The following is a 20,135-nucleotide window of genomic DNA, read 5'->3' on the forward strand; positions in this document are numbered from 1 at the left end:
TTCGTATGGATAATAAAAGCTACCTTAATTTAATTATTCAAGGTAGCTTTTATTATGTATGTATGTTTTAAATTAATTTTAACTTCTCTATCCTAATTCTTTCATCTCTTATAATTTCACTAAAGCTATATTCCTTTAGTCCGTTATCTATTCTATTCAAAGCATATATTTTACAAATTTCAAAAATATATATGAAGAATTCATCAGTTTTACCATGCCTACAAATCCAGTCATTTACTTCTATGTTATTATCAATCCACAAACAACTAGTTATAAAAGCGATTTTTAGGTTATCTCTCATATCATCTTCATTCACACTGAGCATAGTAGTGATTGCTTCATTAAATTTGTAATCTAAAAAATAGATGAATCCATTAAGATAACTTTCCAAGCTCTGTTTGCTATAAAAATAATCTCCCTCTATTATAAAATCATTTTTTAATATATTAACAGTTAAAGTTAAGTTATTATCATTAATCTTTTTTATTTTTTTTAGTGCTTCATAGTTCAGAGGATTTAGTTGAACCGCTCTTAGATATGCTATTAATGATTCTGTTGTTTTATTTAACTCTTCATAATAATAATTACCTATCTCTACATGTATTTTATCATTAGTTAAATCGTCATCTTTTGCTGACATCTCTAAACTCCTATAAAATAATAATAACTCTTTATTAATATTTGCTTTATTATTTTCTATAATTTTATTAGTAGATACATCATTAATCCAATTATCAAGTTTCTGCATGAATTCTTTTGTATTTAGTACATATTCATATAGTCCTAAATCAAGGTCTTTTCCTAGCTGAACCATTTCTCGTGATTCCTTGATATAATCATATCTTAGTAATTGTTCTACTATTTGTACTAAGAACTCTTTTTGATCTGACTTACTTTGTATACATGTATATATTTGTTTTATTGCTTGTGTATTACATTGCTTTATCCAAGGTAATGCTAAATCAATATATTTATGTTTTCTTTTAACTTGTAGTAACAATGTGAGCAATATACTTGCTTTATCTGTTTGATTTAGAAATAATAGATTTTCCATAACTGAATTGATTACATCATATTTAAATTCATTTAATTCAATATTTTGTATTTTATTTTCTAATATAACACTATTGACTAGCATATAAATCTCTTTTAACTCTTTTTCTATATCTTCTATGTTATTTATTTCATCCATAATTTCATCTACTTTCTTCCAATCATCATTTGCCCAACAATACTCCATACGTTGAAGTAGCATATAGTTATAAAATGGGCTTTTATTGTTCGCTTGTTCAAAGTATCTTTTTACTTCTTCCTTTTCTCCTAGCATCATATGACATACAGTTTTTACACTACTTACCTGTTCTTCTTGTAACAATGATGGTTGTAATTGTTTTATATGTTTTAAAATTCTGCTATACTCTCTTTGCTGGCAACATATGTCCATTATAGCCATCATCTGATTCATGTCATTTTGCTCTATAGATTCCTCCAACATTTCATCAAGTATATATACTGAGTTATTTTTTTGTATAACTCGCCCTATATTATATAAATTTTCAATATTTGATTTATTTAGTTCATATGAATTTCTATAGCACGTAATTGCTTGTTTGTAATTTAATAATGATTCATGTATTTCTCCAAGTGTATCTAATATAACAGTGTTGTGTATTTCTGGTTTTGGAATAACAATATTGAAACTTGCATTCATTCTCAATGCATCTTCCAAATCCTTTATAGCTCCTATGTTGTTATTATTTATACGTTCTACTTCTGCTTTTAATACGAGTAAGTCTGTATAAAAAGAAAATTCATTTACTCCTTCTTCCAATATATTCAAAGCTTCATCAAACCTTTTACTTGATATTAAAGCCCAAGCTAAACACTTATATAGATGTGGTGCATATATATACTCTAAATTTATACTTTCTAGTGATTTTTTTAAATATTCAATGCTCTCTTCAACTCTTTGTTGATTTAATAGTTCTATACCATAAATATACATCAAATATGAATTATTTTGATATATTTTTAGCTCTTCTAATAAAATTTTAAAGTTATTTTTATCACCTTCATCATTCTTTTTTATTACTCTAATATTTGCATCTTTTATATTGCTAATCTCAATATATTCAAATACTCTATATTTAAATCTATAATCAGCTCTATTTCTAATAAGTCTCATAGATTGTACGGGAGAGTTTATTCTGTTTTGTTCAATGTAATCAATATAAACCAAATATCCTTCTACATTTGGATTATCTAACAGGCAATCTATAGTATCTTCTTGCATTGTAACAATTTCACTTGCATCTAGAAACAATATCCACCTTCCTCTAGCGATATCTAAGCAATAATTTTTTACCTTACTATTATCACCTTTATAATCTACATTAATATATTTAGCATTGTATTTTAATGCAATCTCATTTGTATAGTCATCATTCTCTAAATCTATTACTACTATCTCATCTGCAATATCTATAATATTTTCTATGCACTTTGATAAATTATTTTGACTGTTTTTTGATATTATGCAAACTGTTAATCGGTATTTTTCATACATTCTGCTCACCTACCTTGGCTTTTTCTAAGTCATACAAAGCTTTTGTTGCTAATTCATATTTGCCTAATATATAATAACAATCAATTATACTTTGCATAATTTCTGTTGAAGATTGGTTAGTATTTAAACATTCTTTATATATCTCTACTGCTTCTTTAAATTTAGAACATTCGTATAAAATACTTGCATAATTATATAATATTGTTTTATTTGTTTTATCTAACTCATACGCTCTATTTATAAATCTATATGAATTCTCATAATCTCTTAATTGATAAAGTATCACTCCTATATCATTAAACATACGATAATTAGTTGGTTGCATTATCAAACGCTCTAATATAGTTTTTAGTTTTTCCATATAACTCCCCCTAATCTATATTATCCAATTCATTTAATAAATCTTTTAGTGGCTTTATTGCATCTTCTAAATGCACTGCTATACTTTGAAATACAATATTTAAATGATTAAAGAAATCACGTTGTATTTTAAAAATTTCTATAATCTTATCTTGAGTATCTATAAGTCCTAAGCTATTCATTAGATAATAAAACACGAAAATAATCTGTTGTGAAAAACAACGATAAAGTTCATCTTCTATGAATTGTTGAAAAGTATCGATATTATTACGATATGATTTTTCTAGTATTTCCCTATATTCATGGTTGTTACTGTCTTTAGCTAAACGCATCATCTGTCTGCAAGAAAACTTACCCTCGTTTGCTTTTTTACTTAATTCTCGGAATTCTTTACCGTATTTCTCTACACTTTTTATGAACTTTTCAAGTCCTTCTTTTCTCTCTTTTATAGAAATATTATCTTTGCTATTATTTATCAATTCAAATACTTTATATGGCATCTGCTCTTTGCAATACTTATCAATTACATCTTTTAGTTTCATATACTCTGTACCATGGATCTTTGCACCGCCTTCGGTTGCATTTATCAATATCTTATCTGAGTTTGTAGCTATTTTCCCTTCTAATCCTTGTTTAAAATCTACCCATAGTTGAATGGAAGGTATCATTTCTCCTTCATTACTTTCAACATATACGGTAGGTTTTGATTTTAATATATCTCTTGCTCGTTTACCTTTTTCTTTTAAATAAAGTGCATCTTTACTATGTGTGACACCTTCCTTTCCATATGCATAGTCCTGACCAACAAATACTATTGGATTAGCCCCTAGATACACTGCCAGTTCAAAAGCTAAATGTGATACGTTTGCACCTGCATTTAATGCACTTTTATCGCCTACATAACTATTAATCCACTCGTTGATAAATTCTGATTTTCGGAATATTGGAATCTTAGCACCTGGAAAACAAGGATATACATGTTTATCTACTAACCCAAGACAAAGCAGAGCCATATCTTTTGGATAATCTATATCTTCAAAGTGATAAAAATAAGTATATATACTTCTCTCTACAATAGTTAATATATCTGGCTTTATATTATTTTTCATTAGTGGAATTATTGCTGACTCTCCACATATTATTAACCCTTTTTCTTTAATCTCTTTTAAAAAATGTATATTTTTATCAAGTGATGGTCCATTAGCAATTATAAATGCTGGTACCTCTTTGAATGTATCTTTTATGCACGTTATATAGGGATTTGTTACTATCTCATTTATATTGGCTAGAAGATTGTGAAGACCTATTAAATTATCTAAGTGGTCATTGCCAATATAAAATACAAACAAGCCCAGCTGTTTAAATACATATTGATGTATTTTGTTGTATTGATTTTTAAAATTTCTTCGTGCTATGTTTGTAAATGCTAGTACAGGTGATGTGCTGTTTATTAGAGTAATACTAAAAAACAGGTTATCAAATGCTTTTGCAAAATTTTTTGAATCCCCTATGAGCATTGATATTTTCTTTGTATCAATAATCTCTCTAAAATCAAAGTAGTAAAGCATTGCTGCGAATAAATATATATCCTGTTCAAATAAAACTACAAGTGTATGTGGTTGCTTAATTTTGAATAACTCAAATAACGAGTATCCAAAACCTGATCCATACATAAAAATAACACCTGTCCCTTTTACTTTAACAGTTCTACTCCACTGCTTAGCTTCCTGGACAGGCTTGGTACTTGTAATCTGAAATTTTCTATTATCTTGTATGTACTTGCATATAGGAAAACCTTCACTATTATAATTTATATTTATCTTCTCCCAAAGCTTTTTTTCGTCTATATTTAACACTGTTTCTCTAAGCCAAGGCGACAATAAACTAATATTTTTCTGAAACATCTTATTTATTTCTTCTTTTTTAGCAATTATCATACTACCACCTCTTTAATCCATTCTATTGTCAAAGGATATAACGAAAATTCAAGTGCATCTGTCATACCTACTACATCTTGATTTTCTATGCATTTTAAGATATTTCTAAGAATTAATACGATACTTTCAATGTGGATATTTTTATCACTACAATACTCGCAATGTTCTACCAAATTTTCTAAATCATCAAGTATGTCCAACATCGCATTTATACCTAGATGTTCCTGTCCTATCTTGAAACAATCGATAGCCTCAAGCAATAATTCTTGAAATCTAACGCATCTATTATTGAATTGACTAAACTTGCTCATCTTTGCTTACTCCTTCATATTTTAATTTTTGCCAACCTATTTGTCTGTAGCTTTCTAAATTTTTTAAAGTATAATACACCGTAGCTTTGACTCTTTCATCAAAATAATCCACTACTTGATTGCGTTTTATTATTTCATCTTGAGATAATAATATATCACTTAAATTCTTTATTTCTGATTTAATTGAACTCACTATTTCTTTAAACTCAGATTTCCATATAACATATTCATATGTACTTTTAACTATCTCCTTTATTTCGTCAGTGTATTCTTCGTTGCTAATTTGAATATCTTGATTTATTTTCATCATTTCATCTACCATCACCAACAACTCAACCCTCCATCTACTACAATATTCTGCCCTGTTATATAGCTAGATGCTTCTGAGGCTAGAAAAACTAAAGACGCTACTACTTCTTTTCCTCTAGCCATTCTGCCAAGTGGAACTCTAGCCGAATATTTGTTTTTAAAAGTATCATTTTGACCACTTTCAACACCACCAAGTGTCAATGTATTCACTCTAATATTCTTGTCAGCCCAATAAGTTGCTAAATATTTAGTCAATCCATTTACACCTGCTTTAGACACTGAATATACGGCAGGTGTATTTATCTCTCTGTTCATATAATATGACCCTTTATAAATTCTTTGATCTGGAGCTAGCATACCATATATTGATGATGTCTGTATGATGCTACCTCCCTTTGCTTGCTTGATCATTTGTGTGCCTACAGCTTGTGCAACTAAAAACATTCCATCTAAATTCACAGACATTATTTTACGCCACTGCGCAAGTGAATATTTCTCAAAAGAAGCAAAGCAAGCATCTAAATCATCTGATTTGGTAGCTGCATTATTATGTAATATATTGATTTCTCCAAAGACACTTACTACTTCTGATACCATTTCTTTTACATTACTAGGTGAAGATACATCACAACTAACACCTAAAGCTCTAGTTTTATATTTATCTTCTAATTCTTTGGCAAATGATTTTGTCTCTTTTCCGTCTAAATCCACTACTGCGACATTTGCTCCAAATTCTGCTAACCCTAAGCAAAACCTCTTTCCAAGTATCCCTAAGCCTCCTGTAACTATCGCTGTTTTATTATTCAAATCAAATAACTTATGGTAATATGTCTTATCCATGTTTCTCCTCCATTAGAATCTATCTTGAATTATTTGGCAGGATTACCTTTTATCATTCTATATGGTAGAACATTTTTTGTAACTACAGCTCCAGCTCCAATTGTCGCATACTGCCCTATGGTTAATTTCTCTGTTATAGACTTGCCTTGCAGTATACAAGCATTTGTGCCGATGTATGAACCTATTGATAATTTTACATTTCCAGATATATTTGCTCCTGGTCCTATTGTGACGAAGTCACCAATAATACAATCGTGACCTACAGTGCAGTTCAGGTTGTATATACCAAAGTCCCCTATTTGTATATTGTTAGTCATTCGTACTCCAGAGCATATTATATTTCCTACTCTGTTTTCTACTTCATGTAGTTGATCATATCCAAATGTTGCTTTAGGATGCACTAAATTTATGAATTCTAAATCACTATATTTACTCGCTATTTCCTTACGTATACTTGGATTGCCAATCCCTATAACAAATGTATATCCTGCTTGCGCAAGTTTATAAACATTATCTTCTGAAAAAACTAAATAATCGTCTAAGAAACCAGTTGAATACTTATCTATAAATATGATTTCCTTATAACCTAGCTCCAAAGCTATATCTCTTGCCTCTCTAGAAAATCCTGAAACTCCAAAAATAGCTACATTCATTTAATCACCTCATCTTTTTGATAAGATTTATGCGATATTTTATTTAATAAATTCCAATATTTAAACGGCGACATTCCTTTACCAGGTCTTTTAACTGTTATATTTTCTTCTGTAAATTTCTCACCTTTTTTTATATTACAGGATGCTACTATACTCTTTCTGGCTATAGCTAAATTTTTCAGCTCTGAAAGGGTTGGTTTTTTTTGTGTTTTCAATAATGCTTCTTCTGTCTGCCGTATCCCTTTAACCATCCGAAACAGTTCTTTTGGCTCTAATGATGCTTTGTGATCTGGTCCAGGTAAATTACAGTCAAGTGTAATGTGTTTTTCTATGATTACACTTCCAAGTGCAACTGCTGCTATTGGTATTGCTATGCCTAACGAATGATCTGAATATCCTATTGGTAAATTAAAACATTTTTTTAAAATGTCTAGTGCATTCAAATTTATATCTTCATATGGAGCTGGATATTCTGTACAACAGTGTAGTAGACTAACGTTCTTCCTCAAATATTTCTGACCTTCTTCTGAAAAATATGCTTTTTTAAATGCTCTTTCAGAAGGTGTTATATCATTACCCAAATATCCAAAGGCTATAACTCCCAATGCTTCTTCAACCTCCCCTAATGTTGACATACCTGTAGATAAAATTATCTTTCTTCCTGTTCGTGCTGTTTTAAGAAGTAATGGAGCATTGGTAATTTCTCCTGAAGCAATTTTGATTGTAGGTAAATTCAATCTATTCACTAAAAAATCAAGGCTTTCAAAATCAAACGGAGTTGATAAGAATTGAACATTATTTTTGATACTGTAGTCTCTCAATTCAAAATGTATTTGTTGGTTCAACTCAAGTTTTTTTACCATTTCATATTGAGATTCGTTTGAATTTGTATTATCAATTTGATATTGTGCTTTTGGCGTGCTTGATATCATACATTTATCTGTTTGAAATGTTTGAAATTTTACTGCATCTACGCCTGCCTTTGAAGCAATATTAATTAACCTCTTTGCCATCTCTAATGAACCATTATGATTTACTCCTATTTCTGCAATAATATAAACCCTATTTTCCATGTCTCTCACCTACTTTGTAAAAATGCTTTTTCAATAACACCTTAAAATCTGAAATGGATTTTATTACTTTGTGCATTTTGATTGAACTATTTTCACCATTGTATGGAAACACTACATTTTTACAATCCATCTCTAATGCTTTTTTTATAGCTTTATCTATTTCGTCCTTACAAGGGATACAGTTTATAATAGACGATGCTATCATTCTTCCTTTCTGACGATCCCCAATATTTACAGTAGGTTTATTAAAATATGGAACTTCACATATTCCACTTGATGAATTACCAACAACTGCATCTACTTGAGCAACAAAACTAAAATAATATCGTTGACCTAATGAAGTAAATGCAACAGCGTTAATATGTCTATCAGCAAACTTGTTTATTAGATTTATGATTTCTTTACCCTGAGGATCTGCATTAGGTTTTGTAAATATTAATCCAATCTCGGATCCTACTGTATCTAGTGATTTTAATAACTCTATGAATTGTTCGCTAGAAGATTGCCTTTCTAAGGTAACTGGATGAAATGTAATGAGTAAATTCTTTTTTTGAAATATAAACTTAAATGCTTTTTCTAACTCTTTTCGTTGCACTAATTTGATACTCTTTATACGTTCTATACTAGGATTTCCTATATTGTAAATGTTGTCTGTATTTTCTCCTAATTGTTTAACTATCTGTCTTGAACTCTCATTTGTCACAAAATGAATATGTGACATTTTGGTTATACTATGTCTAATTGCTTCGTCAAATGCACCCTCTGTTATATCTCCTCCGGCAATATGAGCTACTGGTATTTTAGCTATCATTGCGGACTGAGCTACTGCTAATATTTCATATCTATCTCCTAACAATATCAGTAAATCTGGTTGCAATTTATCTAAAGCATCTGCAAATCCTATAATCCCTAATCCTAGCGATTTTGATATTCCTATAGGAGTATCACTCGATAAAAGCATTTCTATTTTACTATCTATGCTAAACCCGTCTCTTTCTATTTCCTTGTATGTAAGTCCAAATTCTGGTGACAGATGCATTCCCGTCACTATTAGCTGTAATTGCAACTCTGGGTCTTTGTCTATTTCTTTCATTAATGCATAGAGAAGTCCATATTCTGCTCGAGATCCTGTGACTACACATATTTTATTTTTCAATGATATCATCTCCAAAACATGCACTACTAGGGATGTTTATTATTCTCTTCTCTAAACTCTCAGATGTTGACAAATCCATCCTTGGGCAATCTTTGAAAGGTATCAATTTGTTGATTAAAGTCCAAGCAGGACGTGAATATATGTTGTTTTGATGGAAGATATTTAATAGCTCATCACGATAGTCAGAATGTTTTTTATCAATTAATATTGTATTAAGCCAATAATTGCTACGTGCGTATTTCGGTTCTTTCATAATTGTAATACCTTTAGCTCTTGTTAATTTATTATGATACTTTTTTGCTAGTGATCTTTTCTTTTGAACAAATCTATCTAGTTGTTCTATTTGCGCACACCCAAGAGCTGCATTTATGTTTGGCATTCTGTAGTTATATCCCACTTTATCATGTATTAATGCCCACCTATGTGGCAATTTAGCCGTTGTAGTAATGTGTTTTGCTATAGTGGCTAATTTCCTATCGTTTGTAAGTATAGCTCCCCCTCCACCAGTTGTAATGATTTTATTACCATTAAAACTCAAGGAAGAGACATTGCCCCAATTACCCACATGTTTATCTTTGTAGTATGAACCTAGCGCTTCTGCTGCGTCTTCTATTAATATCAATTTGTATCTTTGACATACTTTCATAAGCTTCTCCAGATCAACTGGATGACCAAACGTATGCATTGCTATTACAGCTTTTATACGCCTATTTGTCAATTTATTATAACAACAACCATCTTTAATAGTTGCAATTGTTTTTAAATACCTGTTCAATTTCTTGGGATTAATACCCAAACTCACATATTCACTATCTACAAAATGAGGTATCCCACCACAATATTTTACTGCATTCGCTGTAGCAACAAACGTCAATGCTGGTAGTAACACTTCATCATTTATGCTTACTCCAGATATTTTTAGACATATATGCAATGCAGCGGTCCCATTCACTACTGATATAGCATACTTTGCTCCTGTATATTCAACTAGCCTCTTTTCAAACTCATTCACATATTTACCTACAGATGACACCCAACCACTATCCAAACAGTCTTTAATGTATTTCCATTCATTTCCTTGGAAATTAGGCTCATGTAACGATATCTTTTCTTCTCCTTTATCCAAAACATCTTTAACTAATGATACTATGCTAAGAGTGTCTAATTTTTCATTCATATATTATACCTATCTCCTTTATACATCTTCAGATTATCTGGTTTGCTGAACCATTCTATCGTTTTTGTTAATCCACGTCTAAACCCTTCTTTACCACCGTATTTAGGAGTGAAGTTAAATAACCTCTTAGCTTTAGTAATATCTGCATATAATCTTTCTACCTCACTATTTTGAGGTCTGACTCTATTTTCATCTGTTATGATATCAATGCTTCTACCCATTATTTTTGCTATAATCTTTGCAGTTTCTTTTATTGATACCTCATAACTACTACCTATATTAACTACCTCACCTATTGTTTTATTGGATTTAGCAACTTCTATAAATCCTCTAACTGTATCCTCTACATAATTAAAATCTCTTGTCGGAGTCAATGAACCTAATTTTATACTTTCTTTTCCTTTTGCTATTTGCGTTATTATAGTTGGTATTACTGCTCTAGCGGACTGCCTTGGTCCGTATGTATTAAACGGACGAACAATAGATACTGGTGTTGAAAACGATTTGTTGTATGCTAATGCTATTTGATCAGCTCCTATTTTTGATGCCGAATATGGCGATTGTGCTTGCAATGGATGTTCTTCTGATATAGGAACAAATCTAGCAGTACCGTAAACTTCACTTGTTGATGTATGAACAAGTTTATCAACTTGAAGCTCCTTTGCAACTTGCAATATATTCAACGTACCTTTGATATTAGTGTCTATGTATGACTCTGGAGAATAATAAGAATATGGTATAGCAATTAATGCTGCTAAGTGAAATACTAATTTACAATCTTTCATTGCATATTTAACCCTAACTGCATCTCTAATATCTCCTTGTATTATCTCTATGTTTTTTAGTATAATTTTTGGTATATGATCAAGCCATCCCCATGTATTAAATGAATTATAGTAAACAAATGCATTTACTTTATGTCCTCTTTTGACTAATTCTTGTGTCAAGTGTGAACCTATAAATCCATCTGCTCCAGTAACTAAAATTTTCATGTTATTCCTCCAGAGATCGTTTATTTTCTTTATATATCTTATTTTGTGTAATAATGAATTATGTCTATTGGACATATAGTAAAGAATATTCTTTAAGTTGTAACTAATTGGGCATTTACACATAAAATGATAAAAGGTATACTCATTATTCTTAATATTATAGTTATGGGGGTGACGCAATGAATGGATATACTAAATCGTTGGTAAATGCTCAAGTATATCAATACAATGCATTTGCCGTAGAAGGTCAAACTGAATATACAAATGCTGATGAAATAACTGAATACGGCACTAGAGGCATACTTGACCCTCTTTCTGTTTCTTATTATGATCTTTTTATTAACGGTGTTCTTCAGCCAAAAACTAATTATACTATAGAAGAAGGTTTACTTACTCTTACTACAAATAATACTCCTGTTGAAGGTTCTCCTATAATCATTAGTTTTGTTACCTTTAATAACACTGTTGATGTTAATGAAGCTAAAGGTCAAGGTACTATTCCATCTGGGCAGACTTGCATAGAGGTGTCATCAGATGTTGATATTATAATTAATAATAATAATTCATTTACCGATATTGAAAATTTAGGTTTGGTGTTTCAAAATAGTGTTCATAAACATGTTACTCCTATTGCAGGATATAATATTGAGTGGGGTTCATTTTTTAAATTAAAAAACATTGGTAGTACTACTTTCAATAATATAACTGTTACAACTACGGTATTTTTAGATAAAATCATTAAGATATTCTTTCCTATGTTGCAAAATCCAAAAGTAAATGGTGTTATAAATGGTAACACAATTTTATGGAATATAAGCAGTATATCTCCTAATGAAACAATCTACTTTAATTATTATACTAATGGATATTTTATCACTTCTGGCAAACGTTATTTGAATAAATCTTACTTAACCGTTGATACTTCATCTAGTAGTGTTATCTCAGATATGATATCTGGTTTTGCTCAAGATATTGAAAATGGTCTTCAAATAACTAACACTATGATTTCTGGCCCTTTAGAAATTGCTACATTAAACCAAAATACTTGGCGTATTGAACTAAAAGTAACCAACTCTAGTTCCGTAGATCTTTACAATATAACCGTAAATGATGTTTTAAGTGAGAATTTTAATATAAATAATATCTCAGATATTAGTATATCAAATGGTACGACAAAGCTTCAGCCATCATCATATATTTGGAATATAGGTACATTAAAAAGTTCTCAAAGTGTTCTCTTAGTATTCAATATTGAAGGCTCTTTCAGTAATACTGGTTTTTATAATATAGGTGAAGCAACCGTTACAGGTAATGTACTTAATGACACTCCTTATGGTCCGATTATCACTAGTGGTCCTTCTAGGGATATTCAGATAGTTGTATCAGACCAATATACACAAATTAATCAACTAAATTTACAAAAAGCTATAACATTAGGGTCTCTTTATTCTATGATTGGTATAAAAAATGCGTATCATTTTTCCCTAAAACTCACCAACAATACTAATATGCCTCTTGTTAATATCATTGTTACTGACAATATACTTTTAGATACTATAATTAGTTTAAAAAACATATCTGTCACTACAGGTAGTGTTATTATATCCAATAAAACTATAACTTGGAATATTAACAGTCTTGAACCATATGAATCTGCACAAGCTTATTTTAAAGTGTCTGGGTATTTTGTGTCAAATGGTTACAGATCTCTTAATAGAAGTTTAGCGTTTGCAATGCTATTAAATAATGATTATGTATTATCTAACATTCAATCAGGTTCTTCTATATATGTTGCTAATCTTTCTGATTTGGTTACTGATTGCATTATAACAGATAAAGTTTATTCACATTGTAGGCAAAGGCATTGTTTTGATAATATAATCATTCCTATAGGTTGTGAAACATTTGAGAGTATTATGTTTAAAGAAGGCTTTATAGTAGAAAATACATTAATTATTTCTCCTATAAAAAATAGACCTAACTTTAATAGAGTGCAGTTTGCATTGAGGGTTTCTTATACTATTACTACTACAAATAACAATACTATAGATGGTTGTCTCCCTGATATATATAAAGATATAGTACTATTTATACCAGAGTCTAGAGATGAATTTTCTTTCAAAATTGTTGTAGAAACTAGTTCAAAATTGTTAAACGAACCATATAAAAGTAATGAGGATTTGAATTTTGCAGCTGGTGTATTTATAATAACTAAAGTAGTTGGAAAAGTTCAATTATTGATTCCTGCATTTAATTTTGCTCCTACTCTATTGCCATGTATAGAAGCAGATAGTGATCAGCTATGCGATGAATTCTTCAATGAAGAATTCCCTGATTTCTATCCACCTCAGTTTGAGAGCATTTATCAAGTTATTGACGATATTGGTACAGATGATCCAAGCGAATGCATACCTGCTCCAGGCCCTCCTATATTTGGTCATCTCACTATGTCAAAGATCGTTGTTAACGGTCCATTAAGTATATCTTTAAATGAACCTAACACATGGTTTTTTGAGATACGTGTCACTAACGATGGCAATGGTCCTATTTCTAACATAGTAGTAGTAGACACTCTATTGTTAGATGATATAGAAAGTATTGATATTGAAAGTGTTTCTCAAGGTACTGCTACTGTAGAATATAATAAAATCATATGGAATGTTGGTGAACTTCCTTCTGTAACTATGGCAACTCTATCAGTGCAAGTTACTGGATCGTTTAATGTTATAGAAAAACAATTCCAAACAGAAAATAGTCATTATTTTGTTATTTCTGATGGGATCAAAACTCAATTTACGAATGCTGATGGAATCGCAGAATATAGCTCTGATAATATTCCTAACCCTAGTACTGTATCGTTCTTCAACTTATATATTAATGGGGTGCTACAACCACCTGTCAACTACTCTGTTAATGAAAACTTACTTACTTTAACAACAACAGATATACCTCTAGCAAATTCACCTATAATACTACAATATTTAATTATTCAAGATGAAAATAACCAACTTCTAAAAGCTAACACATATCAGTACAATACTGTTGCAGATAATAAAAAAGAATACACAAATAGTGATGAAATTGCTGCATACGGTGACAAGGGAATCTTAAATCCAAAAGATGCTTCATACTACCATCTAAATGTAAATGGTGTTCTGCAACCTGTTGTTAATTATTCAGTATTAGAAGGATTACTAGATTTACAGACATTAGATATCCCTATAACTAATTCTCCTATGACCTTAAAGTTTATTACTATTCATACTGATTAATATTAAGTCATATTTTACTATTAACTTATCCTCATAATAAGAAAGTGTTTATGAAAAATGCTAACTCCTTAGGTCAACTTTAGAACAGTTGTTGGCTATTTTTGTTTAAATTAAAAAAGATGTATCATCAGTGGTATTAAAACTGATAATACATCCCTTTATTTTTAACATTATTTCTCCATTACATTGTTTAATTCTTTTACACTTTCTTCTATATTTCTAGCTACATTTAAAAGCTCTTCACTAGTTGAAAAACCTTCTTGCATAGAACCTGCTATTCTTTCTATATCTTCTGTTGTTTTTAATGAAACTTCATTTATATTATTCATAAGCTTGTTCGATTCTTTAGATTGCTGTGCATGTTCTAATGATACAGCATTGATAATATCAAGCTCCTCTGCTGATGAAACTATACTATCATCTATTTGTTTGTAATTGTCCATAGATTTCTTTACAACTTCAACACCTTCTTCAACTAGATGAACACTGGAATTCATCATATCATCTACTTCGCTACTCAAATCAATTATGTGTTTTAGTGTGTTTGTTATAGCTATTAATGATTCATGACTTTGTTCCGCTAACTTTCTTATTTCATCTGCAACTACTGCAAATCCTTTACCATGTTCTCCTGCTCTAGCGGCTTCTATTGATGCGTTTAGTGCCAATAAATTAGTTTGATCTGCTATTTGTTTTATGAACTCTACTATTTTATCTATTTCTTTTGCTTTAACATCTAGTTTTTTAGTACTTAAAGATACTTTCATTACCTCTTGTTTTATGTCAGTAATCTTAGTAACTACCTCATTCATCTCATCTTTACCTTGGTCCGTTACAACTTTTAAGTTACTAAATGATGCTAAAAGTTTTTCTACTCTTTTAAGCACTATATTTATGCCCTCTACTAAAGTATCAAGGTTCTTTGATCCTTCTTTTATACTCTCTGCTGTCTGTATCATGCTGTTTGATACATATGTTGTTGTAGTAGCCATTTCTTCTGATGTAGCATTATGTTCAGTAGCCATTGATGCTACTAATTCGCTCGACTGAGCCAATGATTCTGAGATTCCTTTTGCCTTATTCATAACTATAGCTAAACTATCAACGGATTTATTAGCTTCTACTTCACTTATTGTAGCTCTAAGTAATAACTTCTTTGAAAGCATTGTCACAAATACTGCGCCACCAGCGCCAAAGAAATATGTCGTAGCTCTAATAATTAATTCTGCTGTATCTGGTTTAGGCGTGGGACTAATAAAGTAAGCTATTATAGAAAAGATTATTCCAAAAATTATTGTTATTATTACTGTATGTATCTCTAGAAAGAATGAACATATAAACAATACCATGAATATCGTTGCCCACATTCCTTGATATGGTATCGCTATTACTAGGACTAGGTAGTTAATCAAAGTACATAATATTAATGTGTATTTGAAAAAATTAACTGTTTTATTTGTTTTCTTATTTCTGACAAATAAAAAATATACAGCCGTTGGAATAGCTACATCTACTAAACTTCCAATACTTAGTTTAGTTATGCCTGACCACGTTAGTTTACTAAGGATACCTGTAATTTTTAGTAATGAGAAAAAAACTATACCACCAATAGCTCCAGAAAAACATACCTTAAGAATTAAATAGTTAACATCATCTTGATACTTTTTTAAATTCTCTTTGAATCGTTCGACAATTTTTTGTTCCATTTTTATTCTCCTTATTCTATAATCTATTATTAATTATATCATTATTTGATTATTTTACAATATTCTTCTACCAATTAAGGTCTTATTCTCCACTCAAGTATAAATATTTATTAAATAAATAAATTTTGTCTATTTGACATATATTTAATTTTGTCTTATCATTTATTTACACACATTTTACCATAATATAGCAGAATGCATTAAAAAGGAATTATCAACTTTTCTCCTGTAATAATATTTTGAAACATTTTACAGAGTCATTGACAATTTATATTATCAAAAAATATTAAACTACAAAGGAGGCTAACTTATGAAAAAAACAATTAGTGAAAGTATCTTAAATTATGAAATCACAGGTAATAAGGATGGTCCTTGGTTAATTTTATTACATGGATTATCAGGTTCTACAAAGAGTTGGAAGGCTCAAATTGACAGTTTTAACAAGCACTTCTCTGTTCTTAATTTGGATTTAAATGGTCATGGTAAATCACCTAGTCTTGATACCAAACTTTATAGTGGTTCCTTAATGGCTAATCAAGTTAGGATGATTATGGACAAACTTAATATTGACAAAGCACATTTTCTTGGAATTTCTTTAGGTGCAATAGTTGAACAGTATTTTGCTGCACTATTCCCCGAACGAGTATTTTCCTTAATTTATACTAGCCCATTAACAAAATCTAATCTATTCACCACTATTTATAACAATTTTGTTGATAAAATATTTCTGAAAATTTTCTCTAAAGACACTTATTGTAGATTAATATCTAAACTAATGTTACCTGGTAAAAAGCATAAAAAATCTAGAGAATTCTTTATTAGGGAATCAAAAAAAATGGATGACCTTGAATTTGCGAAATGGTGGAAAATTGTTTTACAAGGGAATCATTATGATTATATTCCTCATTCTGAAATACCTGCATTAATTATAGCAGGTAGAAAAGATTTTTGCTTCTATAACGATGCTGTAAAGCTCTGCAAAAAGTATAAAAATTGCAAGTTTATAACATTCAAGGATTCGGGTCATATCTTTATATTTGATAAAGCACAGGAATTTAATGATATAGTTATTAAATATATCAATGAGATAGATAATACCAAAACATCTATTAAACAAATAAATATTGTATAAATAAGTATAACAGCATTAAAGGGGATGGTATAATCACACCTCCCCTTTTTTAATCTATTTATTAATTTATACAAAATAAAACTTAGTTTCATCACCTTTATCAAGTTCTATAGTCGAGTCACCATAGTAGCCAACACTAAGAGTTTCTGTTGTTAAAACACTATTTTCTTTATTCATTGCTTTTAATGCATCTTGAAGATCTACTTTTACAAAAGGCATCGGTGATATGCCACCAATCACGCCTACTTGTATATATCCATAAATATATGCATTATAGGTTATTTTTACATTAAGTTTACCTCTACTAGCTGATAATTTCGCTAACACACTTTGACCAGGATCTAAATTAACCCTAACTCCAGATGTTGAACCTACTGTTATTTTTGTGGAATGAGATCCTGCCTGTGTCCATGATTGACTATAGGATATCGATGTCTCACCTGTTCCTCCACCTAAGAACTTTATGCCATAACCAATTTTTTGACCTACTGTTATTGTTGAGGTAATGCTCCAACTGTTTTCAACGGTATCTGATACTTCATCATGAATTGAAACATCAAACAATCCTGACACATCACTATTATTAATGAATCTCTGAGTTTTTACTATAACAGGCTCAGAAGTAATATCTACAATTTCTGCACTTTTTACAACAAGTTCTCTTTTTGCATGGCTTTTATCAGCTATATATGCAGGAAGTGCTTTGTATTTTTTTTCAAAATAATTTTTAAAACTACTACTAAACTTACTACCAAGTATTCCAAATGCTTTTAATTCAGTATCTGAAATCGTATCCACTATATAACCCGTTGCTTTAACACTTGAAGACTTCGCATCCATCCCAGCATTTACTTGAATATCTATTCCCAACATATTCACCTCTTTTATGAATATTCTTACTATAATTTTATCTAATGTATAGAAGGGAAGATTCACAACTACAGAGTTTTAAACATAATAAACCTTAGTTTCATCTCCTTTTTTAAGCTCTATAGTTGAATCACCATAATAACCTACACTAAGGTTTTCTGTCGTTAAAATGCTATTTGGTTTATTCAGTGTCTTTAAAAACTCTTGAACATCGACTTTAACTAACCATCCTCCTACTGTTGATACTAATAATGTTCCATAAATATATGCATTGTAGACTACTTTTACGTTAAGCTTACCTCTACTAGCTGATAATGTTGCTAACACACTCTGTCCAGGATCTAAAACAACAGTAACTCCAGATGTTGAGCCTACGGTTATTTTTGTTGAATGTGAACCTGATTGTGTCCATGACTGGCTATAACTTATTGATGTCTCTCCTGTTCCTCCTCCTAAAAACTTTATACCATATCCAATTTTTTGACCTACTGTTAGCGTAGAAGTAGTACTCCAGCTATTTGTTACATCATCTGTTACAGAGTCAGATATTGAAACATCAAACGTACCTGATACATCACTGTTGTTAATAAATTTCTGAGTTTTTACTATAATAGGCTCGGAAGTAATATCCACGATTTCTGCGCTTTTTACCACAACTTCCCTTTTTGCATCTTTTTTTGACGCTATAACCATAGGAAGTGTCTTATATTTTTTTAAAAAAGCGTTTGTAAAGTCTTTACCCGTTAACCCAAATGATTTAATTTCGGTATCTGAAATTGATTCTACTGTATATCCCGTTGCCTTAACACTTGATGATTGCGCATCCATCCCAGCATTAATCTGAATATCTATTCCCATAAAAATTTCCTCCTATAAAATTTATACATGATAAAGCTTTGTTTCCCCACCTTTTTTAAGCTCTATAGTTGAATTACCATAGTAACCTATACTAAGGTTTTCTGTTGTTAATATACTATTTTGCTTATTCATTTTATTTAACAAATCTTGAATATCTACCTTAGCTGATATTCCTGAAACTCCTCTTACATATAAAGTTCCGTAAATATATGCATTATAGACTACCTTTACATTAAGTTTACCTCTACTAGCTGATAATGTTGCTAATACACTCTGTCCAGGGTCTAATTTAACAGTAACCCCAGATGTCGAGCCAACTGTTATAGTGGTTGAATGTGACCCCCCTTGCGTCCATGATTGGCTATAACTGATTGACGTCTCACCTGTCCCTCCACCTAAGAACTTTACACCATATCCAATCTTTTGACCAACTGTTATCGTGGAAGTAGTACTCCAGCTATTTGTTACACTATCTGCTACAGAGTCAGATATTGAAACATCAAACGTACCTGAGACATCACTGTTATTAATAAATTTCTGAGTTTTTACTATGATTGGCTCAGAAGTAATATCCACAATTTCTGCACTTTTCACAACAACTTCTCTCTTTACATCTTTAGTAGATATAACCATCGGAAATAGCTTTGTTAGAGAATTAATTGCTTTTGAAAAATCCTTACCAGTTAAACCAAAAGATTTCATTTCTGTATCTGAAACCGTATCTACTATATTTCCTGTTGCCTTAACACTTGAAGACTTCGCATCCATCCCAGCATTTATTTGAATGTCTATTCCCAACATATTCACCTCTTTTATGAATATTCTTACTATAAGATATGTCTCCTTATTGCTTATTGTAACTATACAGCTCTTATCTTGATGGATAGCATCTAATTATTAATGTTTCAAGTACCAGATAAATA

The 20,135-nt window shown here is 30.4% G+C and carries 17 protein-coding genes; 2 read left to right on the plus strand and 15 right to left on the minus strand.

The window, feature by feature from the left end:
- Positions 1 to 67: 67 nt before the first annotated feature.
- The 11 genes from P3X86_RS05660 to P3X86_RS05710 are packed head-to-tail and all read right to left on the minus strand — an operon-like array spanning position 68 to position 11,374.
- The gene (locus P3X86_RS05660; RefSeq protein WP_483291658.1) at positions 68 to 2,566 is read right to left on the minus strand and encodes a glycosyltransferase; all 2,499 of its coding nucleotides are present in this window, start codon (positions 2,564 to 2,566) and stop codon (positions 68 to 70) included.
- Positions 2,559 to 2,927 carry a tetratricopeptide repeat protein gene (locus P3X86_RS05665; protein WP_483291659.1) on the minus strand — a complete coding sequence of 123 codons (369 nt, stop codon included), beginning with the start codon at positions 2,925 to 2,927 and terminating at the stop codon, positions 2,559 to 2,561. The genes P3X86_RS05660 and P3X86_RS05665 overlap by 8 nt, the downstream gene beginning before the upstream one ends.
- Before the next feature lie 10 nt (positions 2,928 to 2,937).
- On the minus strand, positions 2,938 to 4,863 hold the full coding sequence (locus P3X86_RS05670; protein ID WP_483291660.1) for a motility associated factor glycosyltransferase family protein: 1,926 nt from the start codon (positions 4,861 to 4,863) through the stop codon (positions 2,938 to 2,940).
- Positions 4,860 to 5,174 carry a hypothetical protein gene (locus P3X86_RS05675; protein WP_483291661.1) on the minus strand — a complete coding sequence of 105 codons (315 nt, stop codon included), beginning with the start codon at positions 5,172 to 5,174 and terminating at the stop codon, positions 4,860 to 4,862. The genes P3X86_RS05670 and P3X86_RS05675 overlap by 4 nt, the downstream gene beginning before the upstream one ends.
- Positions 5,161 to 5,505, minus strand: coding sequence for a hypothetical protein (locus tag P3X86_RS05680; protein ID WP_483291662.1), 345 nt, complete (start codon positions 5,503 to 5,505; stop codon positions 5,161 to 5,163). Before P3X86_RS05680 ends, P3X86_RS05675 begins: the two co-directional genes overlap by 14 nt.
- Positions 5,496 to 6,323, minus strand: a complete 828-nt coding sequence (locus P3X86_RS05685; protein WP_483291663.1) for an SDR family oxidoreductase — start codon at positions 6,321 to 6,323, stop codon at positions 5,496 to 5,498. Before P3X86_RS05685 ends, P3X86_RS05680 begins: the two co-directional genes overlap by 10 nt.
- Positions 6,324 to 6,352: 29 nt before the next feature.
- Complete coding sequence (locus tag P3X86_RS05690; RefSeq protein WP_483291664.1) at positions 6,353 to 6,976, minus strand: NeuD/PglB/VioB family sugar acetyltransferase; 624 nt, start codon at positions 6,974 to 6,976, stop codon at positions 6,353 to 6,355.
- On the minus strand, positions 6,973 to 8,049 hold the full coding sequence (neuB, locus tag P3X86_RS05695; protein ID WP_483291665.1) for an N-acetylneuraminate synthase: 1,077 nt from the start codon (positions 8,047 to 8,049) through the stop codon (positions 6,973 to 6,975). The genes P3X86_RS05690 and neuB overlap by 4 nt, the downstream gene beginning before the upstream one ends.
- Positions 8,039 to 9,214, minus strand: coding sequence for a UDP-N-acetylglucosamine 2-epimerase (gene neuC / locus P3X86_RS05700; RefSeq protein ID WP_483291744.1), 1,176 nt, complete (start codon positions 9,212 to 9,214; stop codon positions 8,039 to 8,041). Before neuC ends, neuB begins: the two co-directional genes overlap by 11 nt.
- On the minus strand, positions 9,195 to 10,382 hold the full coding sequence (locus P3X86_RS05705; protein ID WP_483291666.1) for a LegC family aminotransferase: 1,188 nt from the start codon (positions 10,380 to 10,382) through the stop codon (positions 9,195 to 9,197). The genes neuC and P3X86_RS05705 overlap by 20 nt, the downstream gene beginning before the upstream one ends.
- A complete protein-coding gene (locus tag P3X86_RS05710; protein ID WP_483291667.1) occupies positions 10,379 to 11,374 on the minus strand; it encodes an NAD-dependent 4,6-dehydratase LegB in 996 nt (331 codons plus the stop codon). Before P3X86_RS05710 ends, P3X86_RS05705 begins: the two co-directional genes overlap by 4 nt.
- A 179-nt stretch (positions 11,375 to 11,553) precedes the next feature.
- On the opposite strand from P3X86_RS05710, the gene P3X86_RS05715 reads away from it, so the two are divergent.
- Entirely contained in the window at positions 11,554 to 14,646 is a 3,093-nt protein-coding gene (locus P3X86_RS05715) for a DUF4183 domain-containing protein (RefSeq protein ID WP_483291668.1), read from the plus strand.
- Positions 14,647 to 14,816: 170 nt separating this feature from the next.
- On the opposite strand, the gene P3X86_RS05720 is transcribed toward P3X86_RS05715, so the two are convergent.
- Positions 14,817 to 16,352: a methyl-accepting chemotaxis protein gene (locus P3X86_RS05720; protein ID WP_483291669.1), complete on the minus strand. Its 1,536-nt coding sequence runs from the start codon at positions 16,350 to 16,352 to the stop codon at positions 14,817 to 14,819.
- A gap of 310 nt (positions 16,353 to 16,662) precedes the next feature.
- Between P3X86_RS05720 and P3X86_RS05725 the strand changes: the two genes are divergently transcribed.
- Positions 16,663 to 17,484: an alpha/beta fold hydrolase gene (locus P3X86_RS05725; RefSeq protein ID WP_483291670.1), complete on the plus strand. Its 822-nt coding sequence runs from the start codon at positions 16,663 to 16,665 to the stop codon at positions 17,482 to 17,484.
- A 66-nt stretch (positions 17,485 to 17,550) separates the two neighbouring features.
- Here the strand turns inward: P3X86_RS05725 and P3X86_RS05730 are convergent, their stop codons facing one another.
- From P3X86_RS05730 to P3X86_RS05740, 3 genes are all read right to left on the minus strand, one after another.
- On the minus strand, positions 17,551 to 18,357 hold the full coding sequence (locus P3X86_RS05730; protein ID WP_483291671.1) for an ETX/MTX2 family pore-forming toxin: 807 nt from the start codon (positions 18,355 to 18,357) through the stop codon (positions 17,551 to 17,553).
- Between the two features lie 75 nt (positions 18,358 to 18,432).
- Entirely contained in the window at positions 18,433 to 19,212 is a 780-nt protein-coding gene (locus P3X86_RS05735) for a hypothetical protein (protein ID WP_483291672.1), read from the minus strand.
- A 21-nt stretch (positions 19,213 to 19,233) separates the two neighbouring features.
- Positions 19,234 to 20,013, minus strand: a complete 780-nt coding sequence (locus P3X86_RS05740) for a hypothetical protein (RefSeq protein ID WP_483291673.1) — start codon at positions 20,011 to 20,013, stop codon at positions 19,234 to 19,236.
- Between the last annotated feature and the right edge of the window lie 122 nt (positions 20,014 to 20,135).

It is taken from the genome of Abyssisolibacter sp. ZYX002 (assembly GCF_056892235.1).

Coding starts and splice junctions, on each gene's coding strand:
- P3X86_RS05670 (WP_483291660.1), bottom strand. CDS start 4,863: ATGATAATTGCTAAAAAAGAAGAAATAAATAAGATGTTTCAGAAAAAT.
- P3X86_RS05710 (WP_483291667.1), bottom strand. CDS start 11,374: ATGAAAATTTTAGTTACTGGAGCAGATGGATTTATAGGTTCACACTTG.
- P3X86_RS05735 (WP_483291672.1), bottom strand. CDS start 19,212: ATGGGAATAGATATTCAGATTAATGCTGGGATGGATGCGCAATCATCA.
- P3X86_RS05685 (WP_483291663.1), bottom strand. CDS start 6,323: ATGGATAAGACATATTACCATAAGTTATTTGATTTGAATAATAAAACA.
- neuC (WP_483291744.1), bottom strand. CDS start 9,214: ATGATATCATTGAAAAATAAAATATGTGTAGTCACAGGATCTCGAGCA.
- P3X86_RS05720 (WP_483291669.1), bottom strand. CDS start 16,352: ATGGAACAAAAAATTGTCGAACGATTCAAAGAGAATTTAAAAAAGTAT.
- neuB (WP_483291665.1), bottom strand. CDS start 8,049: ATGGAAAATAGGGTTTATATTATTGCAGAAATAGGAGTAAATCATAAT.
- P3X86_RS05715 (WP_483291668.1), top strand. CDS start 11,554: ATGAATGGATATACTAAATCGTTGGTAAATGCTCAAGTATATCAATAC.
- P3X86_RS05740 (WP_483291673.1), bottom strand. CDS start 20,013: ATGTTGGGAATAGACATTCAAATAAATGCTGGGATGGATGCGAAGTCT.
- P3X86_RS05660 (WP_483291658.1), bottom strand. CDS start 2,566: ATGTATGAAAAATACCGATTAACAGTTTGCATAATATCAAAAAACAGT.
- P3X86_RS05725 (WP_483291670.1), top strand. CDS start 16,663: ATGAAAAAAACAATTAGTGAAAGTATCTTAAATTATGAAATCACAGGT.
- P3X86_RS05730 (WP_483291671.1), bottom strand. CDS start 18,357: ATGTTGGGAATAGATATTCAAGTAAATGCTGGGATGGATGCGAAGTCT.
- P3X86_RS05665 (WP_483291659.1), bottom strand. CDS start 2,927: ATGGAAAAACTAAAAACTATATTAGAGCGTTTGATAATGCAACCAACT.
- P3X86_RS05690 (WP_483291664.1), bottom strand. CDS start 6,976: ATGAATGTAGCTATTTTTGGAGTTTCAGGATTTTCTAGAGAGGCAAGA.
- P3X86_RS05675 (WP_483291661.1), bottom strand. CDS start 5,174: ATGAGCAAGTTTAGTCAATTCAATAATAGATGCGTTAGATTTCAAGAA.
- P3X86_RS05705 (WP_483291666.1), bottom strand. CDS start 10,382: ATGAATGAAAAATTAGACACTCTTAGCATAGTATCATTAGTTAAAGAT.